The organism is Williamwhitmania taraxaci (assembly GCF_900096565.1).
GTDB classification, from domain to species: domain Bacteria; phylum Bacteroidota; class Bacteroidia; order Bacteroidales; family Williamwhitmaniaceae; genus Williamwhitmania; species Williamwhitmania taraxaci.
Window position 1 is genome coordinate 712 of the sequence record NZ_FMYP01000076.1, and the last position, 16,060, is coordinate 16,771.

A 16,060-nucleotide genomic window follows, 5' to 3' on the forward strand; every position below is an offset into this window, starting at 1 on the left:
AATCGCTCATTTCTTTGTCGCAATCATCCATTTCTTCGCTTCATTATCCATTTCTTTGTCGCAATCGCTCATTTCTTCGTCGCAATCATCCATTTCTTCGTCGCAATCATCCATTTCTTTGCCACAATCGCTCATTTCTTTGCCACAATCGCTCATTTCTTTGTCGCAATCGCTCATTTCTTCGCTGCAATCGTTCATTTCTTTCTAACAACCTTCCATTTCTTAATTATCCCAATTAATTACGATTGCATACGCAATGTATTGAATCCTCATATCAACTCTTGCCATTCCCATAATTGGCACATTGCCGCATTGGCATATTGTCTCATTGTCCCATCATCCATTTCTTCGCCGCATCACCTCATTTCCTCAACCGATTACCCATACTTCTTTGCCCATCAAGTAAAAACTAAAACGGCTGTCTTAAACCTAAGACAGCCGTTTCCTATTCCAATATCGAGTGCTACTGTTCCAGCTCCTTCATGCTGAGTTGTATTCGCTTACGCCCTAGATCGACCTCCATAACTTTTACCCGCACATGCTGATGCAGCTTTACGGCTTCGCTAGGACTGGATATATAGCGATTAGCAAGTTGAGAGATATGCACCAAGCCATCCTGCTTCACCCCCACATCCACAAAGGCACCAAAGGCCGTAATGTTGGTTACAATTCCCGGCAGTTCCATTCCTACCCGAAGGTGTTCGATGGAGTATATACCGTCGGCAAATTCAAAAACCTTGGCCTCTGCCCGTGGATCGAGACCCGGCTTGGCCAACTCCTTAACAATATCCTGTAGGGTAGGCAATCCCACTTCAGCCGTCACATAATTCTTGGCTTCAATTTGCTTACGCAGCTCCTCTTTTGCCAGCAAATCAGCAACAGTACAACCCTTATCCTTGGCCATCTTCTCCACAATGTGGTAGCTCTCGGGGTGAACCGCGCTGTTGTCGAGCGGATTCTTAGCATCGGGAATGCGGAGGAAACCAGCCGATTGCTCAAATGCCTTTGCGCCCAAGCGTGGCACCTTACTGAGCTCCTTGCGCGAGGCAAAGGGACCGTTTTGCTTACGGTAATCCACAATGTTTTGTGCCAGCTGAGGACCCAATCCGGATATGTAGGTGAGCAGATGCTTACTGGCAGTGTTAACATTCACCCCCACCATATTCACGCTACTTTCCACCACCAAATCGAGGCTTTGCTTTAGCTGACCTTGATCCACATCGTGCTGATATTGTCCAACGCCAATCGATTTAGCATCAATCTTAACCAGCTCGGCCAGCGGATCCATAAGTCTACGACCAATAGATACGGCACCACGAACGGTAACATCGAATTCGGGAAACTCCTCCCGAGCTACGGCGCTTGCAGAGTATATCGATGCGCCATCCTCGCTCACCACAAAAACCTGAATGGGGCGAGGAAAAGCAATTTTCTTGATAAAGTGCTCGGTTTCGCGACCGGCCGTTCCATTTCCAATGGCAATCGCCTCAATCTTATAGGCATCCACCAGCGACTCCACCTTCTTCATGGCGTTGAAGGTCTCGCTCTGGGGCGGATGGGGATAAATGTTTTCGTTGTGCACCAAATTCCCTTGAGCATCAAGACATACGAGTTTACATCCGCTTTTAAATCCTGGATCGAGAGCAAGAATCCGTTTCTGTCCAAGCGGGGAGGCAAGCAGCAGCTGGCGAAGGTTGTCGGCAAAAACGCGGATAGCCTCGGCATCAGCCTTTTCCTTGTAGAAGGCCATGCACTCAGTCTCCATGGATGGACCCAGCAAACGCTTGTAGCTATCCTCAACGGCCATCTCTACCTGATCGCTTGCCAATCCATTCCCGGTGATAAAAATACCGAGCAACATCTCCACCGCTTTATCCTCATCGGGTTCGGCAGCAATCTTAAGGAAGCCCTCATCCTGTCCGCGCCGCACAGCGAGTAACCTATGCGAAGGACAACGGCGCAATGGCTCCGAAAAGTCGAAGTAGTCCTTATACTTGGCACCTTCCTCCTCTTTTCCTTTAACCATATGCGATTTAATCACCGCTTCTTGGTTGTATAGCTTTCGCATGGATGCCCTAGCTTTGAGGCTTTCGGTAATCCACTCGGCCATAATATCGCGAGCACCCTGCAAGGCTTCCTCCACATCGGGAACCTGATCGTTGAGAAACGCAACAGCCTTATCAGCCGGATCGAAACGATCTTGCCTAAATATAATGGTAGCCAAAGGCTCAAGCCCCTTTTCTCTGGCAATAGTCGCTTTGGTTCGTCGCTTTGGTTTGTAGGGAAGATAAATATCCTCGAGAATACCAAGATCGTACACGCTGCAAATCTTAGCCTTTAATTCGGGAGTCAGCTTACCAAGTTCCTCTATTGTTTTCAGCATTGTTTCCCGCCGCTTCTCAATCTCGAGATACTTAACATGCTGCTCCTTGATGGAGGCAATTTGCACCTCGTCGAGACTCCCGGTGCGTTCCTTACGGTAACGACTGATAAAGGGAACGGTAGCACCTTCAAGAAAAAGGTTTAGGGTATTCTCAACCTGCCAATCCCCTACCGAAAGATCAGCGGAAATTAACTCTACGTGTTTGCGGATAAGTGGTTCTGCCATTTTACTTTAATGTTACGCCGTTGGTTTGACCGAACATCAAAGATAAAAAAAAGGCATGAACTTCAACGCTCATGCCTTTGATTACCCTCAAATGGGTGTAGTATACTATTTAAAAGAAGAGTACAAATAACCAGTGAGCGACAATACCTGCGACCAATCCGCCAACTGTATGTGCTAAAATTGCCTTTGAAATAAGTTTACGATATCCTAACGCATCAAGCATAGCAGTGTGAGTGCTAAGGAATCCGCTCCAGCACATTCCAATTGCGGTAAAAACAGCAATTTCGTTGCCAGTAATAAAACCTTCGCTGGCAAAACGTGGAACCAACGAAAGAGCAGCACCAACTGCGCCTAGTGAGGTAATTGGAAAAGCAATTAGTTCAGGGTGTTGAAATCCGAAAAGCCAATCGAAAACAACGCTAAAGTAATCGGCTATATGAGGAAGAACTGCTACGCCTTCGTATGCTAACCCTTGGTATCCAACGGCAGCATCTTTAGGGCCAAAGGTTACAATCATAACCAATGAAGAGATTACCAACACGCCAGGGATAATTGCTAAACCAAGATCGACCCCGGTTTTACCTCCATCGAGAATAGCGTTAAGGAAACGTTCGAATATACTTCCTTCGCTCCTAAATGAAATTTGTTGCTCGTCGCCACCAACTTCATTATCGTCGATCTCAGGAAGTAACTTACGCGATGCACGCTGCATAAGCCGAGTAGAAACAATTGATCCTACCACCGCGCCGGCCAGACCAACTAGGGCGGCAGCAAAATACCCCATGCTGGCCATAAATGTTACAACCACAAGGCCCATACCAAAGGCTGTTCCAAAGTTGGTGAGCGATACAATCTGGTAAGGCTTAAAGTATTTGTTAAAATTCTTCTCCTTTGCCAAACCTATAATTGCAGGATTATCGGACAAGAATGTCATGAGCGCGCCCAGCGAAGCAACACCAGGCAGGTTGTAAAGTGGCTTCATTAAAGGAGCGAGAAAAAACTCAAGCAATCGGACAACTCCAAACTCAATAAGCAACTTGCCAAGAGCACCCGTTAGCACCGTTATACCCATAATGAAGAACACAGTATTCATGAGCAAATCCCATGATGTTTTCATAAGTGTATTCAGCAGGTTAGCAGTACCCATCTCGGAGCCCAAGTAGATAAAGAAACCTAAAAAGAAGAAAAGAAAGACCAATGCCTCTAGACTTCTGCGGTGCGTAAACTTTAATTTTTTATAGAAACCCGACATATTCTCTTAATTTATTACCAAATATTAATGCTCTGGGAAGTTAAATCAGCAACTGATCCGCAGACTAATTCGCGTCATAAAAATATTGTCAAAAAGAGAGAATAGACCTTTCAAATATCATGTAAAAAAAGGTTTTATAACACAACAAAGTCAATACCTACATGATGAAAATCATTGGGAGACTGAAGTCCGAAGACTGAAGTCCGAAGACTGAAGTCCGAAGACTGAAGTCCGAAGACTGAAGTCCGAAGACTGAAGTCCGAAGACTGAAGTCCGAAGACTGAAGTCCGAAGACTGAAGTCCGAAGACCGAAGACTGTAGACTGAAGACCGAAGACTGTAGACTGTAGACTGTAGACTGTAGACTGTAGACTGTAGACCGGATACTGAAGACTGAAGACCAGAGACCGAAGACCGGAGACTGTAGACCGGAGACTGGAGACTGTAGACCGGATACTGGAGACTGAAGACTGAAGACTGTAGACCGAAGTCCGAAGACCGAAGACCGAAGTCCGAAGTCCGAAGTCCGAAGACCGAAGTCCGAAGTCCGAAGACTTTAGACTGTAGACTGTAGACCGGATACTGGAGACTGAAAACTGTTGACTGTTGACTGTTACGACGCCCTGAGCTCCCGCATCAGAGAGGCTACACTTCCCATCTTTACCGAAACAGCGTTGGGTTTGGATAGAATAAATTCAGTAGGAAATCCTGAGCATATCTCAATGCATAGCGGCAGGTTTTGTTCCATCGACGGAGTAAACCCGTTTCGGTAAAGAGCATTGGCTACCCAATGACGGATAAGGCCATCGCCAATAAGTTCAATCTCCCTACTAAAAGGATTCTCGGTCCTAAAGGTTCCACTATGGTTATCGAAGATGATTCCATCGCGGCCAAAGAACGCCTTTAGCTTACCTTGAAGCAGCAAATCTTCAGGCGAACCACACTCGAAACTCTTTTCTCCGTCGATAAGCCAGATGGTATCGGAAAAGCGCAATGCCTGTTCGAGGTCGTGAGTAGAAAGTAACACGGCCTTTTCGTGCTCCGAGGCTAATTGGTGCAGCAAATTCATAAGTTCAATCCGACTGGGAAGGTCAAGAAATGCGGTGGGTTCATCGAGAATCACGATTGGGGTTTCCTGAGCTAAGGCCTTTGCCACCATCACCTTTTGGCGTTCGCCATCGCTTAACTCATTGAGCATTCTATCGGCAAATGAGCTCATGCCCACTGCCTGTAGCGACTCCTCCACTTTTGCATGATCTTCGGCCGAAAGTTTGGCAAAGAAACCCGTATAGGGATATCGTCCCGTAGAAACCAACTCATAAACCGACAGTCCTATCTGCGAGATATTTTCAGTAAGCACAACGGATACCAGCTTGGATATCTCCCGCTCCGATAGTTTTCCTATTGGCTTTCCATGAACCAACACCTCCCCCTTTAATGGATCTGAAAACCCAGCGAGACAGCGGATAAGAGTCGACTTCCCCACTCCATTTTGCCCCATCAACGAGGTTAACTCACCTGCCCTCAACTCAAGATTTAGGCCACGCTGCACTTCGAGTGTGCCTTCCTTCTTGTTGGAATAGCCTATTGTTAAGCCTTTGGCCGATAATACTACTTCCATACTATCATCTCCATTTATATTGTAATTCGTTGGCGCCGTTTATCCAAAATAACCCAGATCACTATAGGTGCCCCCATAAATGAAGTCACTGCATTTATGGGTAAAGCACCCTCAAGTCCGGGTAGCCTTGCAATTAGGTTACACAGCAGCGCAATAAACATTCCCGTTAATAATGTAATGGGGAGCAAGACGGTATGCTCATTACGTCCTACCAAAAAGCGTGAAACCTGCGGTACGGCAATACCCAAGAAGGCTATTGGACCGCAGAATGCCGTTACTGCCGCAGTAAGTACCCCCGCCACAATAATGACGGCTAAGCGAGCACGCGGCACGCGCAAACCTAAATTGCTGGCGTATCTATCACCGAGCAAAAGCATATTTAACCACTTCGGCATACCCAGTGAGATCATCAACCCGACAACAATAAGCCCTGAAAAGAGTGGCATCTGACTCCATCCAACACCCGAGAATGAACCTAATCCCCATAAGGTATAGGAATGGACATTCTCACTGGTTGCATAAAAATTGAGCACACCCACCAACGAAGAGGTGATATACCCGAGCATCAAACCAATAATAAGGAGCATGGCGTTATCGTGGAGCCGAGCAGAAAAATAGCTAATAAGCAAAAGCACTACAAAAGCACCGACAAAAGCAGCAATTATAGAGGCGTAGTAAATGGACATTCCCATAAGACCACCTGCTCCGGCCAAAAGCACCACAGCAGCTACTCCAAGGCTTGCCCCCGAACTAATACCCAAAACCGAAGGACCTGCCAATGGATTACGAAAGAGGGTTTGCATCAAAAGACCAGCGATTGAAAGGCCTGCACCAGCCAACGCTGCGGTTATAGTTTGCGGTAACCTCGATTTCATTAGTATATTCGCATATACTACAGGGGTGTCTTCATTTCCAGTAAGCGCAGCAAACACCCACTTCAATGGAATAGATACCGATCCTAGACTCAGATTTAGCGCCGTAAGAACAAAAATCCCAAGAATTAGGAGTAGTGCTAATCTTCCTGTTTTCATGGCTTCTCTTGCTTCAATATATCAAAATACACGGGATTATAGCCCTCCATCAATTCGGGGTGAAACGCTTTTAAGAGATCCGACAGCAGAACATCCGGTCTGAGCAGCCCCTCGTCGTAGTAGGCGGTGTTATTGGTATTGCAGAAGACCACCTTACGGGCCTTAAAGGCATCAAAGTCGGCATAAGATGCATACTCATCCTTCATAGTTTGATAGGAATACACCCCTTGGTAATTCTCTAATACAACCCAAAAATCGGCATGAACCGCTTGCTTATACACCGTTTCGAAGTCGAAGGGAATAGGTCCTTGGCTTTTCCGATCGGCATATAGATAGCGTGCTCCCGCATCGGCAAAGAGCTGTGCCATATAGCTATTTCCCGGCGACACATACCATATACCTTGGTAAGGTTTACTTGCAAACACGGTAGGAAGCAAGGTAGCCTCCTTTGCTTTCGCCACCAACGCTTTGTAACGGACTTCAATCTCGGAGAAATTCTTATTGGCCTCTTGCTCCTTGCCAAAAAAGAGAGCCATAAACTTGACCCATTCGGCTCGGCCCAACGGGTGTGTCTCCAAGTAGGCCGAAACGATTCCGAGGGGAACACCAGAAGCCTCAACCGGACCATACTTATTATCCTTAAAGGGAGAGACGAAGAAAATATCGGGAGAAATCTTTATTAACTGTTCGAGGTTCACTGCCATCGCTGGGCCAATCTCGGACACAAACCCTTTCTCGATTCGCGAAAGCATATATTTATTTGTAATATACTGCTTCTCCGAAACGCCAACAATGGCATCGAGAAGTCCAAGTTGCTCGGCATAGCATATCTCAGTAGCAAATGCGCAAGCCATACGTTTGAGTGGAACATCGATAACCTCCCCATCAACTGGAACGTTAGTTGACGCAGCATCCTTGGGAACGAGGTAGTATCGTTTCAGTAGAACGGCGGTATCCCAAGGGTTTATCAAATCGATTCGTGTAACATCATGGCTTTTGAACACTCTAAAAAGACGAGCATATTTAAGCGGGACTTCAACGAAACCAGAGTCGGTATTTGAATTGGAATTACCCCCACAGGAGGTTAAAATCGAAGATAGCAGCAGGACGATAGCCCCAATCAAAAAGAGTTGTTTTTTCATTATTCACCTTTATTCCCGAAAGTATTAAAACAATGGCAGGTCTTCTGGCTCGTCTCTCCTAGTGTGTCTTCCCATTATCGATTTACCGAAACAGTGACGTAATACAATAGGCATTTGAGACTTACAGCTGCGGGTACAGCCCCCGAATTTAACGGGATTCCCTATTATAACCTTGCGGTTACCAATGCACTGCAAAGGAACGCTTTTTTTGTGACTGAGAAAATATTTAACAGACACAATTATCCTAACCATAAGAATAGTTGCACAAGTAATTTAATAGAAATTGCAATTAACCCTTATACCTTAAAGAATTGGGTTAGTTCATTGAGGTTGTCGGCTTGTTTGGATAGATTTTCGGCAGTAGCGGCTATCTCTTCCGAAGAGGAAGCATTTTGTTGGGCTACCTGATCGAATTGGTTTACCGACTTGCTTACCTCGTCGGCTCCCACCGACAACTCCTTGGCCGAAGCCGATATCTCCTGAACTAAGTTAGCAGTACGCTGAATATTCGGTACAAGGCCCTGAATGATTAAACCAGCCTTTTCGGAAACCTCGGTGCTCTTTCTTGAAAGTTCATTTATTTCGGCCGAAGCGGCTTGGGCGCGTTCGGCAAGTTTTTTAACCTCTTGCGCCACGGCAGCAAAACCACGGCCATGCTCACCTGCCCTAGCTGCCTCAATGGCTGCATTAAGGGCAAGCAAATTAGTTTGACGTGAAATATCCTCCACTACAGAAATTTTATCGGCAATACTGCGCATTACCTCTACTGCTTGCTGCACCGCTTCGCCACTTTCTGTTGCCTGCAATGCGGCTTGAACAGCCATTTTTTCTGTTTGACTGGCATTATCGGAGGCCTGTCGAATATTGGCTTCCATCTGCTCCATGGAAGCAGCAACCTCTTCCGTTCCTGAAGCTTGCTCGCTTGCCCCTTGAGCCATCTGCTCCACGGCCGATTTTAACTCGCCGCCATTTGAGGCCAAGAAGACAGCGGAACTCTTAACCTGCTCAGCAATACCCCTTAACTGATCCACCATTTTCATCAAGGATCGATTCAACATCCCCACTTCATCATTATAGTTATCGTTTAAAACGACTGTCAAGTCGCCTTGGGCAACCTTTTCTACTGATTTTAACGCTTCATTTATTGGTTTGGTAATGCTCCTGCGAATAGCCAGACTGGATGGAATGATGACTAACACAAGAACTAAACCCAGCCCTATTCCAATTCCAATCAAAAGTCGAGATGAAAACGACTGAATGCTCTGTCGAATCTCTTGTCGCGCATCATCCACATTATCGACGTAAACGCCTGTTCCTATCCATGTTTCAGTGCCAGGAATCATCTCCGAGTAACTAATTTTTGCAACATCGCCTTTTCCTGGTTTAGGAAAGACATACTCAACAAATCCGCCACCGCTGGAAGCCTGTCTGAATAGTTCTTTTACAAATAGGATTCCATTTACGTCAGCAGTAGCAGCCAAGTCTTTCCCCACACGCTCTTTCTTTGTAGGAAGAGCAACGTTAACCGTTCCTCTGTAAATGAAAAAGTAGCCCGACTCATCGGCCTCAAATCGAATTTGATCAACCAAGTTTCGGAGCACAGAATCTTGCTTGCTTTGTGAAAGTGCCGGATTAATAGACTTTTGCAACAACAAGGCAACAGAGTGCGTAGCCACCTTAATTTTATCCCGTTGTCCATCAAGCATTCGTGTTTCAGTAGATTGGATTCCAAGATCACGAATGGTATTCATTCCATACCAAAACGCCGAAGAAACGATTAATACGAATATCAGAACCATTGCGAGTAGCATGGCAATTCTAACTGAAATAGGATAGTTTCTTAGCATAGTATCTGTATTAATAATCCAATCAAATTTAGGACAAAGCAACCGATAATAAAAGGGGCCGGATTAAAACCCGACCCCTTTTTGACGTATGATAGAAACTATTACTTAAATCGCCCAATTATTTCTCTTACCACCTTTACCTTCTCTTCCAGCATCTCTGTTGTTTTTGCTTCGGCAATAAACCTTAGGTATGGTTCGGTGTTCGAAGGTCGGATATTAAACCACCAATCGGCAAACTCTACTCGATAGCCATCGAAATCGAAAAATGCGGTTGGCTGCTCGGTCTTGTCGAAGTATTCCTTAACGGCATCCATTGCCTCTTTTTTGCTCTCGAGGCGGAAGTTTAGTTCGCCGGAGTTTGCATAGGTTTCAATCCCAGCAATTACTTGAGACAGTGATCGGCCCTCACGCTTCATGCGGCTAACCACGTTGAGCACGAGCAAACAGGCCAAGAGACCAGAGTCGGAGAAGAAAAACTCTTTGAAGTAGTAGTGACCAGCCAGCTCGCCGCCGTAAATACCATCAATCTCGCGTAGCTTGTGCGCAGCAAAAGCACGACCTACGCGCCACATCTGCACGTGGGCACCAAAGCGAGCCAGGTATTCAGGAACCGCTTTCGAGGTTCGGATATCAATAAGCACATCGCCCTTCATGCCTCTCTCCTCGAGAAAGTAGTGACCAAGAAGTGCAATTATAAGGTCAGGTGAAATAAAGCGACCATTCTCGTCCACAAACATTACACGGTCGGCATCGCCATCAAAGATCACCCCGATATCGGCCTTTTCTTTTTTGACAAGAGCCTTAAGGTCGACAACATTCTCCTGCACCAATGGATTTGCCTCATGGTTTGGAAATGTGCCATCGAGTTCGTCGTAAATATAGCTTGGAACATCACCTAAAATATCCTTAATCAGGAGGGCAGCCATTCCATTGGAACAGTCGATTGCCATTTTTAGGTTGGAATAGTCCCCAATGTATTTCTTAAGGAATGTCAAATACTCCTCTTTAACGTCGAGCAGGTGAATTTCGCCCTTCTTTGCAGCCACAACCACTGTTCCTGTCTTGATAAGTGTTTCCAACTCGCCAAGTCCAGTATCGTATCCAACTGGCAAAGCGTTTTCACGAGAAACCTTTAATCCGTTATACTCTTTAGGGTTGTGTGATGCGGTAATCTGTACCGAAGCTTTAAAATTGTAGCGAGCGGTAGAATAGTAAACCATTGGAGTAGTCGAAATCCCAATGGAGTACACATCGGCACCGGCATCGGTAATCCCCTTGGTTAGGTATTCATATATTTCAGGAGAGGAGACACGTACGTCACGGCCCACAAGAACCTTATCTACACCAAGTAATCTCGGCAGAAAAAACCCAATTCGATAAACATCGTCCTTGTTAAAGTCGCTGTTGTAAATTCCACGAATATCGTAGGCATGAAATGCACCCATAGCAGTTTTATTTGTTAAAAAAGGGGTGTAAAGATATAATTAATCGTAGAAATCCGACACTCCTACCGGCGAGTTTCTGAAAAAAACAAAAAAAGCATTGCAACCGGAAACTATCAGCATCTTTAGATTCTAAATATTTTAAAGAGACTAAAAAAACAAAACGGTTCGAACAAATACTGTCCGAACCATTGAATAACAATACGTTATAACGCTAACGCTTCGTCGCGGATATCCAGATAAAAGCATTTCTAAATGCCATGGCCCATGGTGTTACCTCATCAAGCTTATGTTCGGAGGGGCAGTATGCCCACTGCCAAGGATAAATGGAACGCTCAAGGTGTGGCATTATGGCTAAATGCCGTCCATCGGGTGAGCCAATTGCTGCTGCACCTGCTGGTGAGCCATTTGGATTTGCAGGATAGCAACAACCGGTATAGGCAATAGGAATAATATAGTTGTCGATTGTATATGGGAAAGAAAATCGACCCTCTCCGTGCGCAATCCAGATACCTAACCGAGAACCAGCAAGCCCTTGCAGCATAATTGAGTTGGACTCCGACACATCTACCGAAAGGAATGCGGACTCAAACTTCCCAGACTCATTGTGGTGCATCTTAGGCTTCTTATCGTCCGAAGGATTTATCAAGCCAAGCTCAACCATGAGCTGACAACCGTTGCAAACGCCAAGACTTAGCGTATCGGGGCGAGCATAGAATTTATCCAAGGCCGCTTTCGCTTTGGGGTTATAGAGAAACGCTCCAGCCCAGCCCTTGGCCGAACCAAGCACGTCGGAGTTGGAGAATCCACCCACAAACACAATCATGGAGACATCCTCAAGATTTTCCCTCCCTGTAATCAGGTCGGTCATATGCACATCCTTCACATCGAACCCTGCAATGTGCAAGCTCCACGCCATTTCGCGATCGCCATTGACGCCCTTTTCGCGAATAATAGCAGCAGTTACCCCGCTCTTAACGCTGCGTTTCAGATCAATTCCCTCCCACAGGGTCTTTCCTGTGAATGTTTTAGGGAATGAAAACTCTAACGAATGAAACTTATAGCTTTTAAATCGATCAAAGGCTAACTCAGGCTTAGTTTGCAGCTTGTCGAGCAAAAACGATGGCCGAAACCAAACATCACGCAGCGTGTCGATATCAAAAACCAATTGCGTAGAGTTCGTTGCGATGGAAAGGCTTCTATTATTGGATGGTGCCCCTAGCTTATAGTGCGTAACGCCATTCGAGGAGAGTAGTTCAACCAAGGCCGCTTCGTTATCGGTTTGAACAACTACAGCAGGCTTTTCGCTAAATAGCAACCTGATTAAATCTTGTTCCGAAAATGCGGTAAGGTCTACATTGGCACCGTTGATGGAATTCGGGAAACACATCTCAAGCAGAGTAACCGCCAGTCCACCGGCAGAGATATCGTGACCGGCAACAATAAGATCCTTCTTAATTGCGTCCTGTAATGTATTGAAAACTGAAGCAAAGTATTTTCCATTGTCTACCGTAGGAACATGGTTTCCCAGCGCACCTAATGTTTGAGCAAAGGAGCTACCACCCAACTCGAAATTGTTATTTCCGGCAAAATCGATGTAGTAAAGTGGATAGTTTACATTTTTAACCATAACTGGCTCCACCACCTTACGGATGTTGGTAACCTCAGCAACAGAGCTTATGATAACCGTTCCGGGCGAAAAGACAACCTCACCGGATGGGTATTTCTGGGTCATGGAGAGACTATCTTTCCCTGTGGGGATATTCACCCCCAGCTCAATAGCAAATTGGCTAACGGCCTCAACTGCGGCATAGAGCCTGGCATCCTCACCCGGATTCTTTGAAGGCCACATCCAGTTTGCGCTGAGCGATACACCCTTTATTCCCCCTTCGACAGGAGCCCACACCAGGTTTGTAAGTGCCTCGGCAATGGAGAGGACACTTCCGGCTGCAGCATCGACCATTCCCGCTACCGGGGCATGACCAATGGAGGTAGCGATACCTTTTACGCCTTGGTAATCGAGGGCAACAACCCCCACATTATTTAGGGGCAGCTGAACTTCACCGCAGCACTGCTGCTTGGCAACCTTTCCAGTTACCGATCTATCTACCTTATTGGTTAGCCAATCCTTGCATGCCACCGCCTCTAGCGTGAGCACGTTCTGCAGATAGGTGAGCACGTTTTGTGGATCGTAGCTTAAATCGGCAAAGTTTGTAGCAACGGTAATGTCTTTCAGTATGGTCTTTGGTGGATTACCAAACATATCCTCTACCTGCAAATCGATGGGCTTTTCACCGGTAATGCTGTTCTCGTATTTAAACTGATGATTGTCGGTAGTTTCGCCCACAACATACATGGGTGCCCGCTCGCGCTCGGATATCTCCCGAAGCAACTTAACATCCTGTTTGTTGAGCACGAGGCCCATTCGCTCTTGCGATTCATTACCCACTATTTCGCGGGCCGAAAGCGTTTGATCACCAACAGGTAACTTTGAGATATCAATATTACCGCCAGTGGCTTCAACCAACTCCGAGAGGCAATTTAAGTGGCCTCCAGCACCGTGATCGTGAATGGATACAATGGGGTTTTTATCGAGTTCCACCATAGCTCGAATGGCATTACATACCCGCTTTTGCATTTCGGGGTTGGAGCGCTGAACAGCATTCAACTCAATGGCATTGGAAAACTGGCCAGTTGCCACGGACGATACAGCGCTTCCGCCCATACCAATTCGGTAGTTATCGCCACCCATAACGACCAAACTTTGGCCTTTTACCGGAATATCCTTTAGGCTATCGGCTCGCTTACCATAACCAACACCACCGGCTAGCATAATTACCTTATCGAAACCAAAATGCTTTTGCTTCTCAACGTGTTCGAAGGTTAGTAAACTCCCACAAATAAGGGGTTGGCCAAACTTGTTTCCGAAATCGCTGGCACCATTGGAGGCTTTTATTAAAATCTCAGCTGGCGTTTGGTAAAGCCACTTGCGCGGCTCAATATTCTCTTCCCATGGTTTCCCAACCTCCGAACGAGGATAGGAGGTCATGTAAACCGCTGTTCCGGCAATAGGAAGACTTCCCTTTCCTCCTGCCATGCGATCGCGAATCTCGCCACCTGTGCCAGTTGCGGCACCATTGAATGGCTCAACGGTAGTAGGGAAATTATGGGTTTCGGCTTTTAATGAAATTACACTTTCATAGTTCTTTACCTCAAAGAAATCAGGTTTATTCTGACTGGCTGGGGCAAACTGCTCAACAATGGGTCCTCCGACAAAGGCAACGTTATCCTTATAGGCCGAAACGATGCGATTTGGATTCTCTTTGGATGTTTTTTTTATGAGCGCAAAGAGCGTGCTTGGCTTTTCGACCCCATCTATAATGAAAACACCATTGAATATCTTGTGGCGGCAATGCTCCGAGTTTACCTGGCTAAAACCAAACACTTCGCTATCGGTGAGCTTCCTATCCAGCTTTGTGCTCAGCTGCTCAAGGTAGTCAACCTCCTCAGGCGAAAGGGCCAGTCCTTCGCTCTTGTTATATTCGCTAATGCTATCGATATACTTAATAGTCTCGGGCAATTTATTGATGGTAAACAGCTGCTGCCCAAGTTCTCGGTATAAGCGTTGAAGCATTGGGTCGAAGCGTGCTTGCTCATCCTCCACTTGAAAGAACTCCTCGATACGGATGATTCCATCAACGCCCATATTCTGGGTAATTTCAACCGCATTTGTGCTCCAGGGAGTAACCATTTCCTTTCGAGGTCCAACAAAAAAGCCGGGCACCCTTTCTGAAGAAAGATACTCGGCTTTGTCGAAGAGCCAAACCAACTTGGCTATGTCGTGAGGCGAAGGGGCGATCGTGGATTCTACCGCGAATACGACCCCACCATCTTTAGTGAAGAAATTAACCATTGGGAGATACAGGTTTAGCGTGTGGCATAATGCGGGCAAATTTAGTAAAAAGGGTAGGATTACCCAACGTTTTTTGTCAACAGGACAAACAATATATCGCCCACAAATCTCACATATGTCTATAATACAAACACTAGCACCACAATAAACAGGTCACCATCTAGTTGATAAAGCGTCGAATAGCGGCAACAAGTAGCTCTGACTCTACGGGGGATTTCAGCCAGAAAACGAAACCCTTCGCCTGCAGTATGGCGAATGCCTCCTCGTCAAGGCTTCTGCCATAGGCAATCATGGGCGTTTTACCCGCACACCGGATTAAAAATTCATCAAAACCAGGACTGTCGAGATCAAAATCATCTACATTAAAAAGAATAGTATTATAGTGATTTGCTGGAAAGCAATTCCGAATAGCCTCTTTAAGTGTCTTAGCTATGGTAATTACAGCCAAAGTGGGTTTAATCAAATGGAGTAATTCCGTTGCAGATGCTGGATGTTTATCAACAATTAGAATCAGTTTTCCGGACCAATTGGGTAATATGCCAACATTTTCCGTACCAATCTTATCTGCTTTATACTCTATCGGAATGGTGAAATAAAAGGTTGTTCCACCATTGACTTCTGAACTCAACCAAATCTTTCCGCCAAACATCTCTACGAGTGCTTTGCAAATAGCCAAGCCCAAACCTACCCCTCCACCTTTATTCGGAAGCGATTGTCCATCCTGAGAAAAACGATCAAAGATTCGGTGGTGCAACGCAGTTTCTATCCCAATACCTGTATCGCGCACATAGAACTGTAAGTAGCCTTCCTCTTTAGTATATCCCCATTCCACATAACCATCAGGAGTAAACTTTAGTGAGTTACCAATCAAATTAGCTAGGCTGTAATCTAAAAAAATGTTGTTGATAATATTTTGTTAGCATTAAAATGCTGCACTAACCTGAATTACTCCACTATTCCAATTTTGCGACTTCCACGACCGTTTCACTGGACATCGGTAGGTGCGCTCTGAGTAGGCTTGTATGAAACTCTTGTAATGCGCTTCAATGTTTGTAAATAGATCCCATGCTTGGTAGCGTTTCAACAGCTGCCGGCCTACCTTTTCCGGTGAGGATTTCTCCTTCTTTGCCCTTTCTACCGCGACAAACCAATTCGAATAGTTCTGTAGATACTTCGTTGACACGCCTCTCATTATCCTGTTGACA

At 45.8% G+C, this 16,060-nt stretch carries 11 protein-coding genes and 1 riboswitch; all 11 genes read right to left on the bottom strand.

Annotation, left to right across the window (positions count from 1 at the left end):
• Positions 1–6: 6 nt before the first annotated feature.
• Positions 7–198 carry a hypothetical protein gene (locus BLS65_RS15050; RefSeq protein WP_092440471.1) on the bottom strand — a complete coding sequence of 64 codons (192 nt, stop codon included), beginning with the start codon at positions 196–198 and terminating at the stop codon, positions 7–9.
• 265 nt (positions 199–463) lie between these two features.
• Entirely contained in the window at positions 464–2,608 is a 2,145-nt protein-coding gene (locus tag BLS65_RS15055; RefSeq protein ID WP_092440473.1) for a Tex family protein, read from the bottom strand.
• Positions 2,609–2,717: 109 nt separating this feature from the next.
• Positions 2,718–3,860, bottom strand: a complete 1,143-nt coding sequence (locus BLS65_RS15060) for a CD0519/CD1768 family membrane protein (RefSeq protein WP_092440475.1) — start codon at positions 3,858–3,860, stop codon at positions 2,718–2,720.
• A gap of 612 nt (positions 3,861–4,472) precedes the next feature.
• Positions 4,473–5,480, bottom strand: a complete 1,008-nt coding sequence (locus tag BLS65_RS15065; protein WP_092440477.1) for an ABC transporter ATP-binding protein — start codon at positions 5,478–5,480, stop codon at positions 4,473–4,475.
• Positions 5,481–5,494: 14 nt separating this feature from the next.
• A complete protein-coding gene (locus BLS65_RS15070; protein ID WP_092440479.1) occupies positions 5,495–6,511 on the bottom strand; it encodes an iron ABC transporter permease in 1,017 nt (338 codons plus the stop codon).
• Positions 6,508–7,653 (bottom strand): ABC transporter substrate-binding protein, encoded by a 1,146-nt coding sequence (locus BLS65_RS15075; RefSeq protein WP_092440481.1) that lies wholly within the window; start codon positions 7,651–7,653, stop codon positions 6,508–6,510. The genes BLS65_RS15070 and BLS65_RS15075 overlap by 4 nt, the downstream gene beginning before the upstream one ends.
• 17 nt (positions 7,654–7,670) lie before the next feature.
• Positions 7,671–7,854, bottom strand: a riboswitch (cobalamin riboswitch).
• Positions 7,855–7,949: 95 nt separating this feature from the next.
• The gene (locus tag BLS65_RS15080) at positions 7,950–9,500 is read right to left on the bottom strand and encodes a methyl-accepting chemotaxis protein (RefSeq protein ID WP_092440483.1); all 1,551 of its coding nucleotides are present in this window, start codon (positions 9,498–9,500) and stop codon (positions 7,950–7,952) included.
• A gap of 101 nt (positions 9,501–9,601) precedes the next feature.
• The gene (locus tag BLS65_RS15085) at positions 9,602–10,945 is read right to left on the bottom strand and encodes a phosphomannomutase/phosphoglucomutase (RefSeq protein WP_092440485.1); all 1,344 of its coding nucleotides are present in this window, start codon (positions 10,943–10,945) and stop codon (positions 9,602–9,604) included.
• Positions 10,946–11,156: 211 nt separating this feature from the next.
• Positions 11,157–14,855 carry a phosphoribosylformylglycinamidine synthase gene (purL, locus tag BLS65_RS15090; RefSeq protein ID WP_092440487.1) on the bottom strand — a complete coding sequence of 1,233 codons (3,699 nt, stop codon included), beginning with the start codon at positions 14,853–14,855 and terminating at the stop codon, positions 11,157–11,159.
• A gap of 160 nt (positions 14,856–15,015) precedes the next feature.
• Entirely contained in the window at positions 15,016–15,765 is a 750-nt protein-coding gene (locus BLS65_RS15095; protein ID WP_092440489.1) for an ATP-binding protein, read from the bottom strand.
• Positions 15,766–15,777: 12 nt separating this feature from the next.
• On the bottom strand, positions 15,778–16,060 hold a 283-nt coding region (locus BLS65_RS15100; protein ID WP_212590570.1), incomplete at its 5' end, for a hypothetical protein.

Excerpts from the sequence above, each read along its gene's own strand:
- BLS65_RS15080 (WP_092440483.1), bottom strand. The coding sequence starts at position 9,500 with ATGCTAAGAAACTATCCTATTTCAGTTAGAATTGCCATGCTACTCGCA.
- BLS65_RS15085 (WP_092440485.1), bottom strand. The coding sequence starts at position 10,945 with ATGGGTGCATTTCATGCCTACGATATTCGTGGAATTTACAACAGCGAC.
- BLS65_RS15075 (WP_092440481.1), bottom strand. The coding sequence starts at position 7,653 with ATGAAAAAACAACTCTTTTTGATTGGGGCTATCGTCCTGCTGCTATCT.
- BLS65_RS15070 (WP_092440479.1), bottom strand. The coding sequence starts at position 6,511 with ATGAAAACAGGAAGATTAGCACTACTCCTAATTCTTGGGATTTTTGTT.
- BLS65_RS15065 (WP_092440477.1), bottom strand. The coding sequence starts at position 5,480 with ATGGAAGTAGTATTATCGGCCAAAGGCTTAACAATAGGCTATTCCAAC.
- BLS65_RS15055 (WP_092440473.1), bottom strand. The coding sequence starts at position 2,608 with ATGGCAGAACCACTTATCCGCAAACACGTAGAGTTAATTTCCGCTGAT.
- purL (WP_092440487.1), bottom strand. The coding sequence starts at position 14,855 with ATGGTTAATTTCTTCACTAAAGATGGTGGGGTCGTATTCGCGGTAGAA.
- BLS65_RS15050 (WP_092440471.1), bottom strand. The coding sequence starts at position 198 with ATGAACGATTGCAGCGAAGAAATGAGCGATTGCGACAAAGAAATGAGC.
- BLS65_RS15060 (WP_092440475.1), bottom strand. The coding sequence starts at position 3,860 with ATGTCGGGTTTCTATAAAAAATTAAAGTTTACGCACCGCAGAAGTCTA.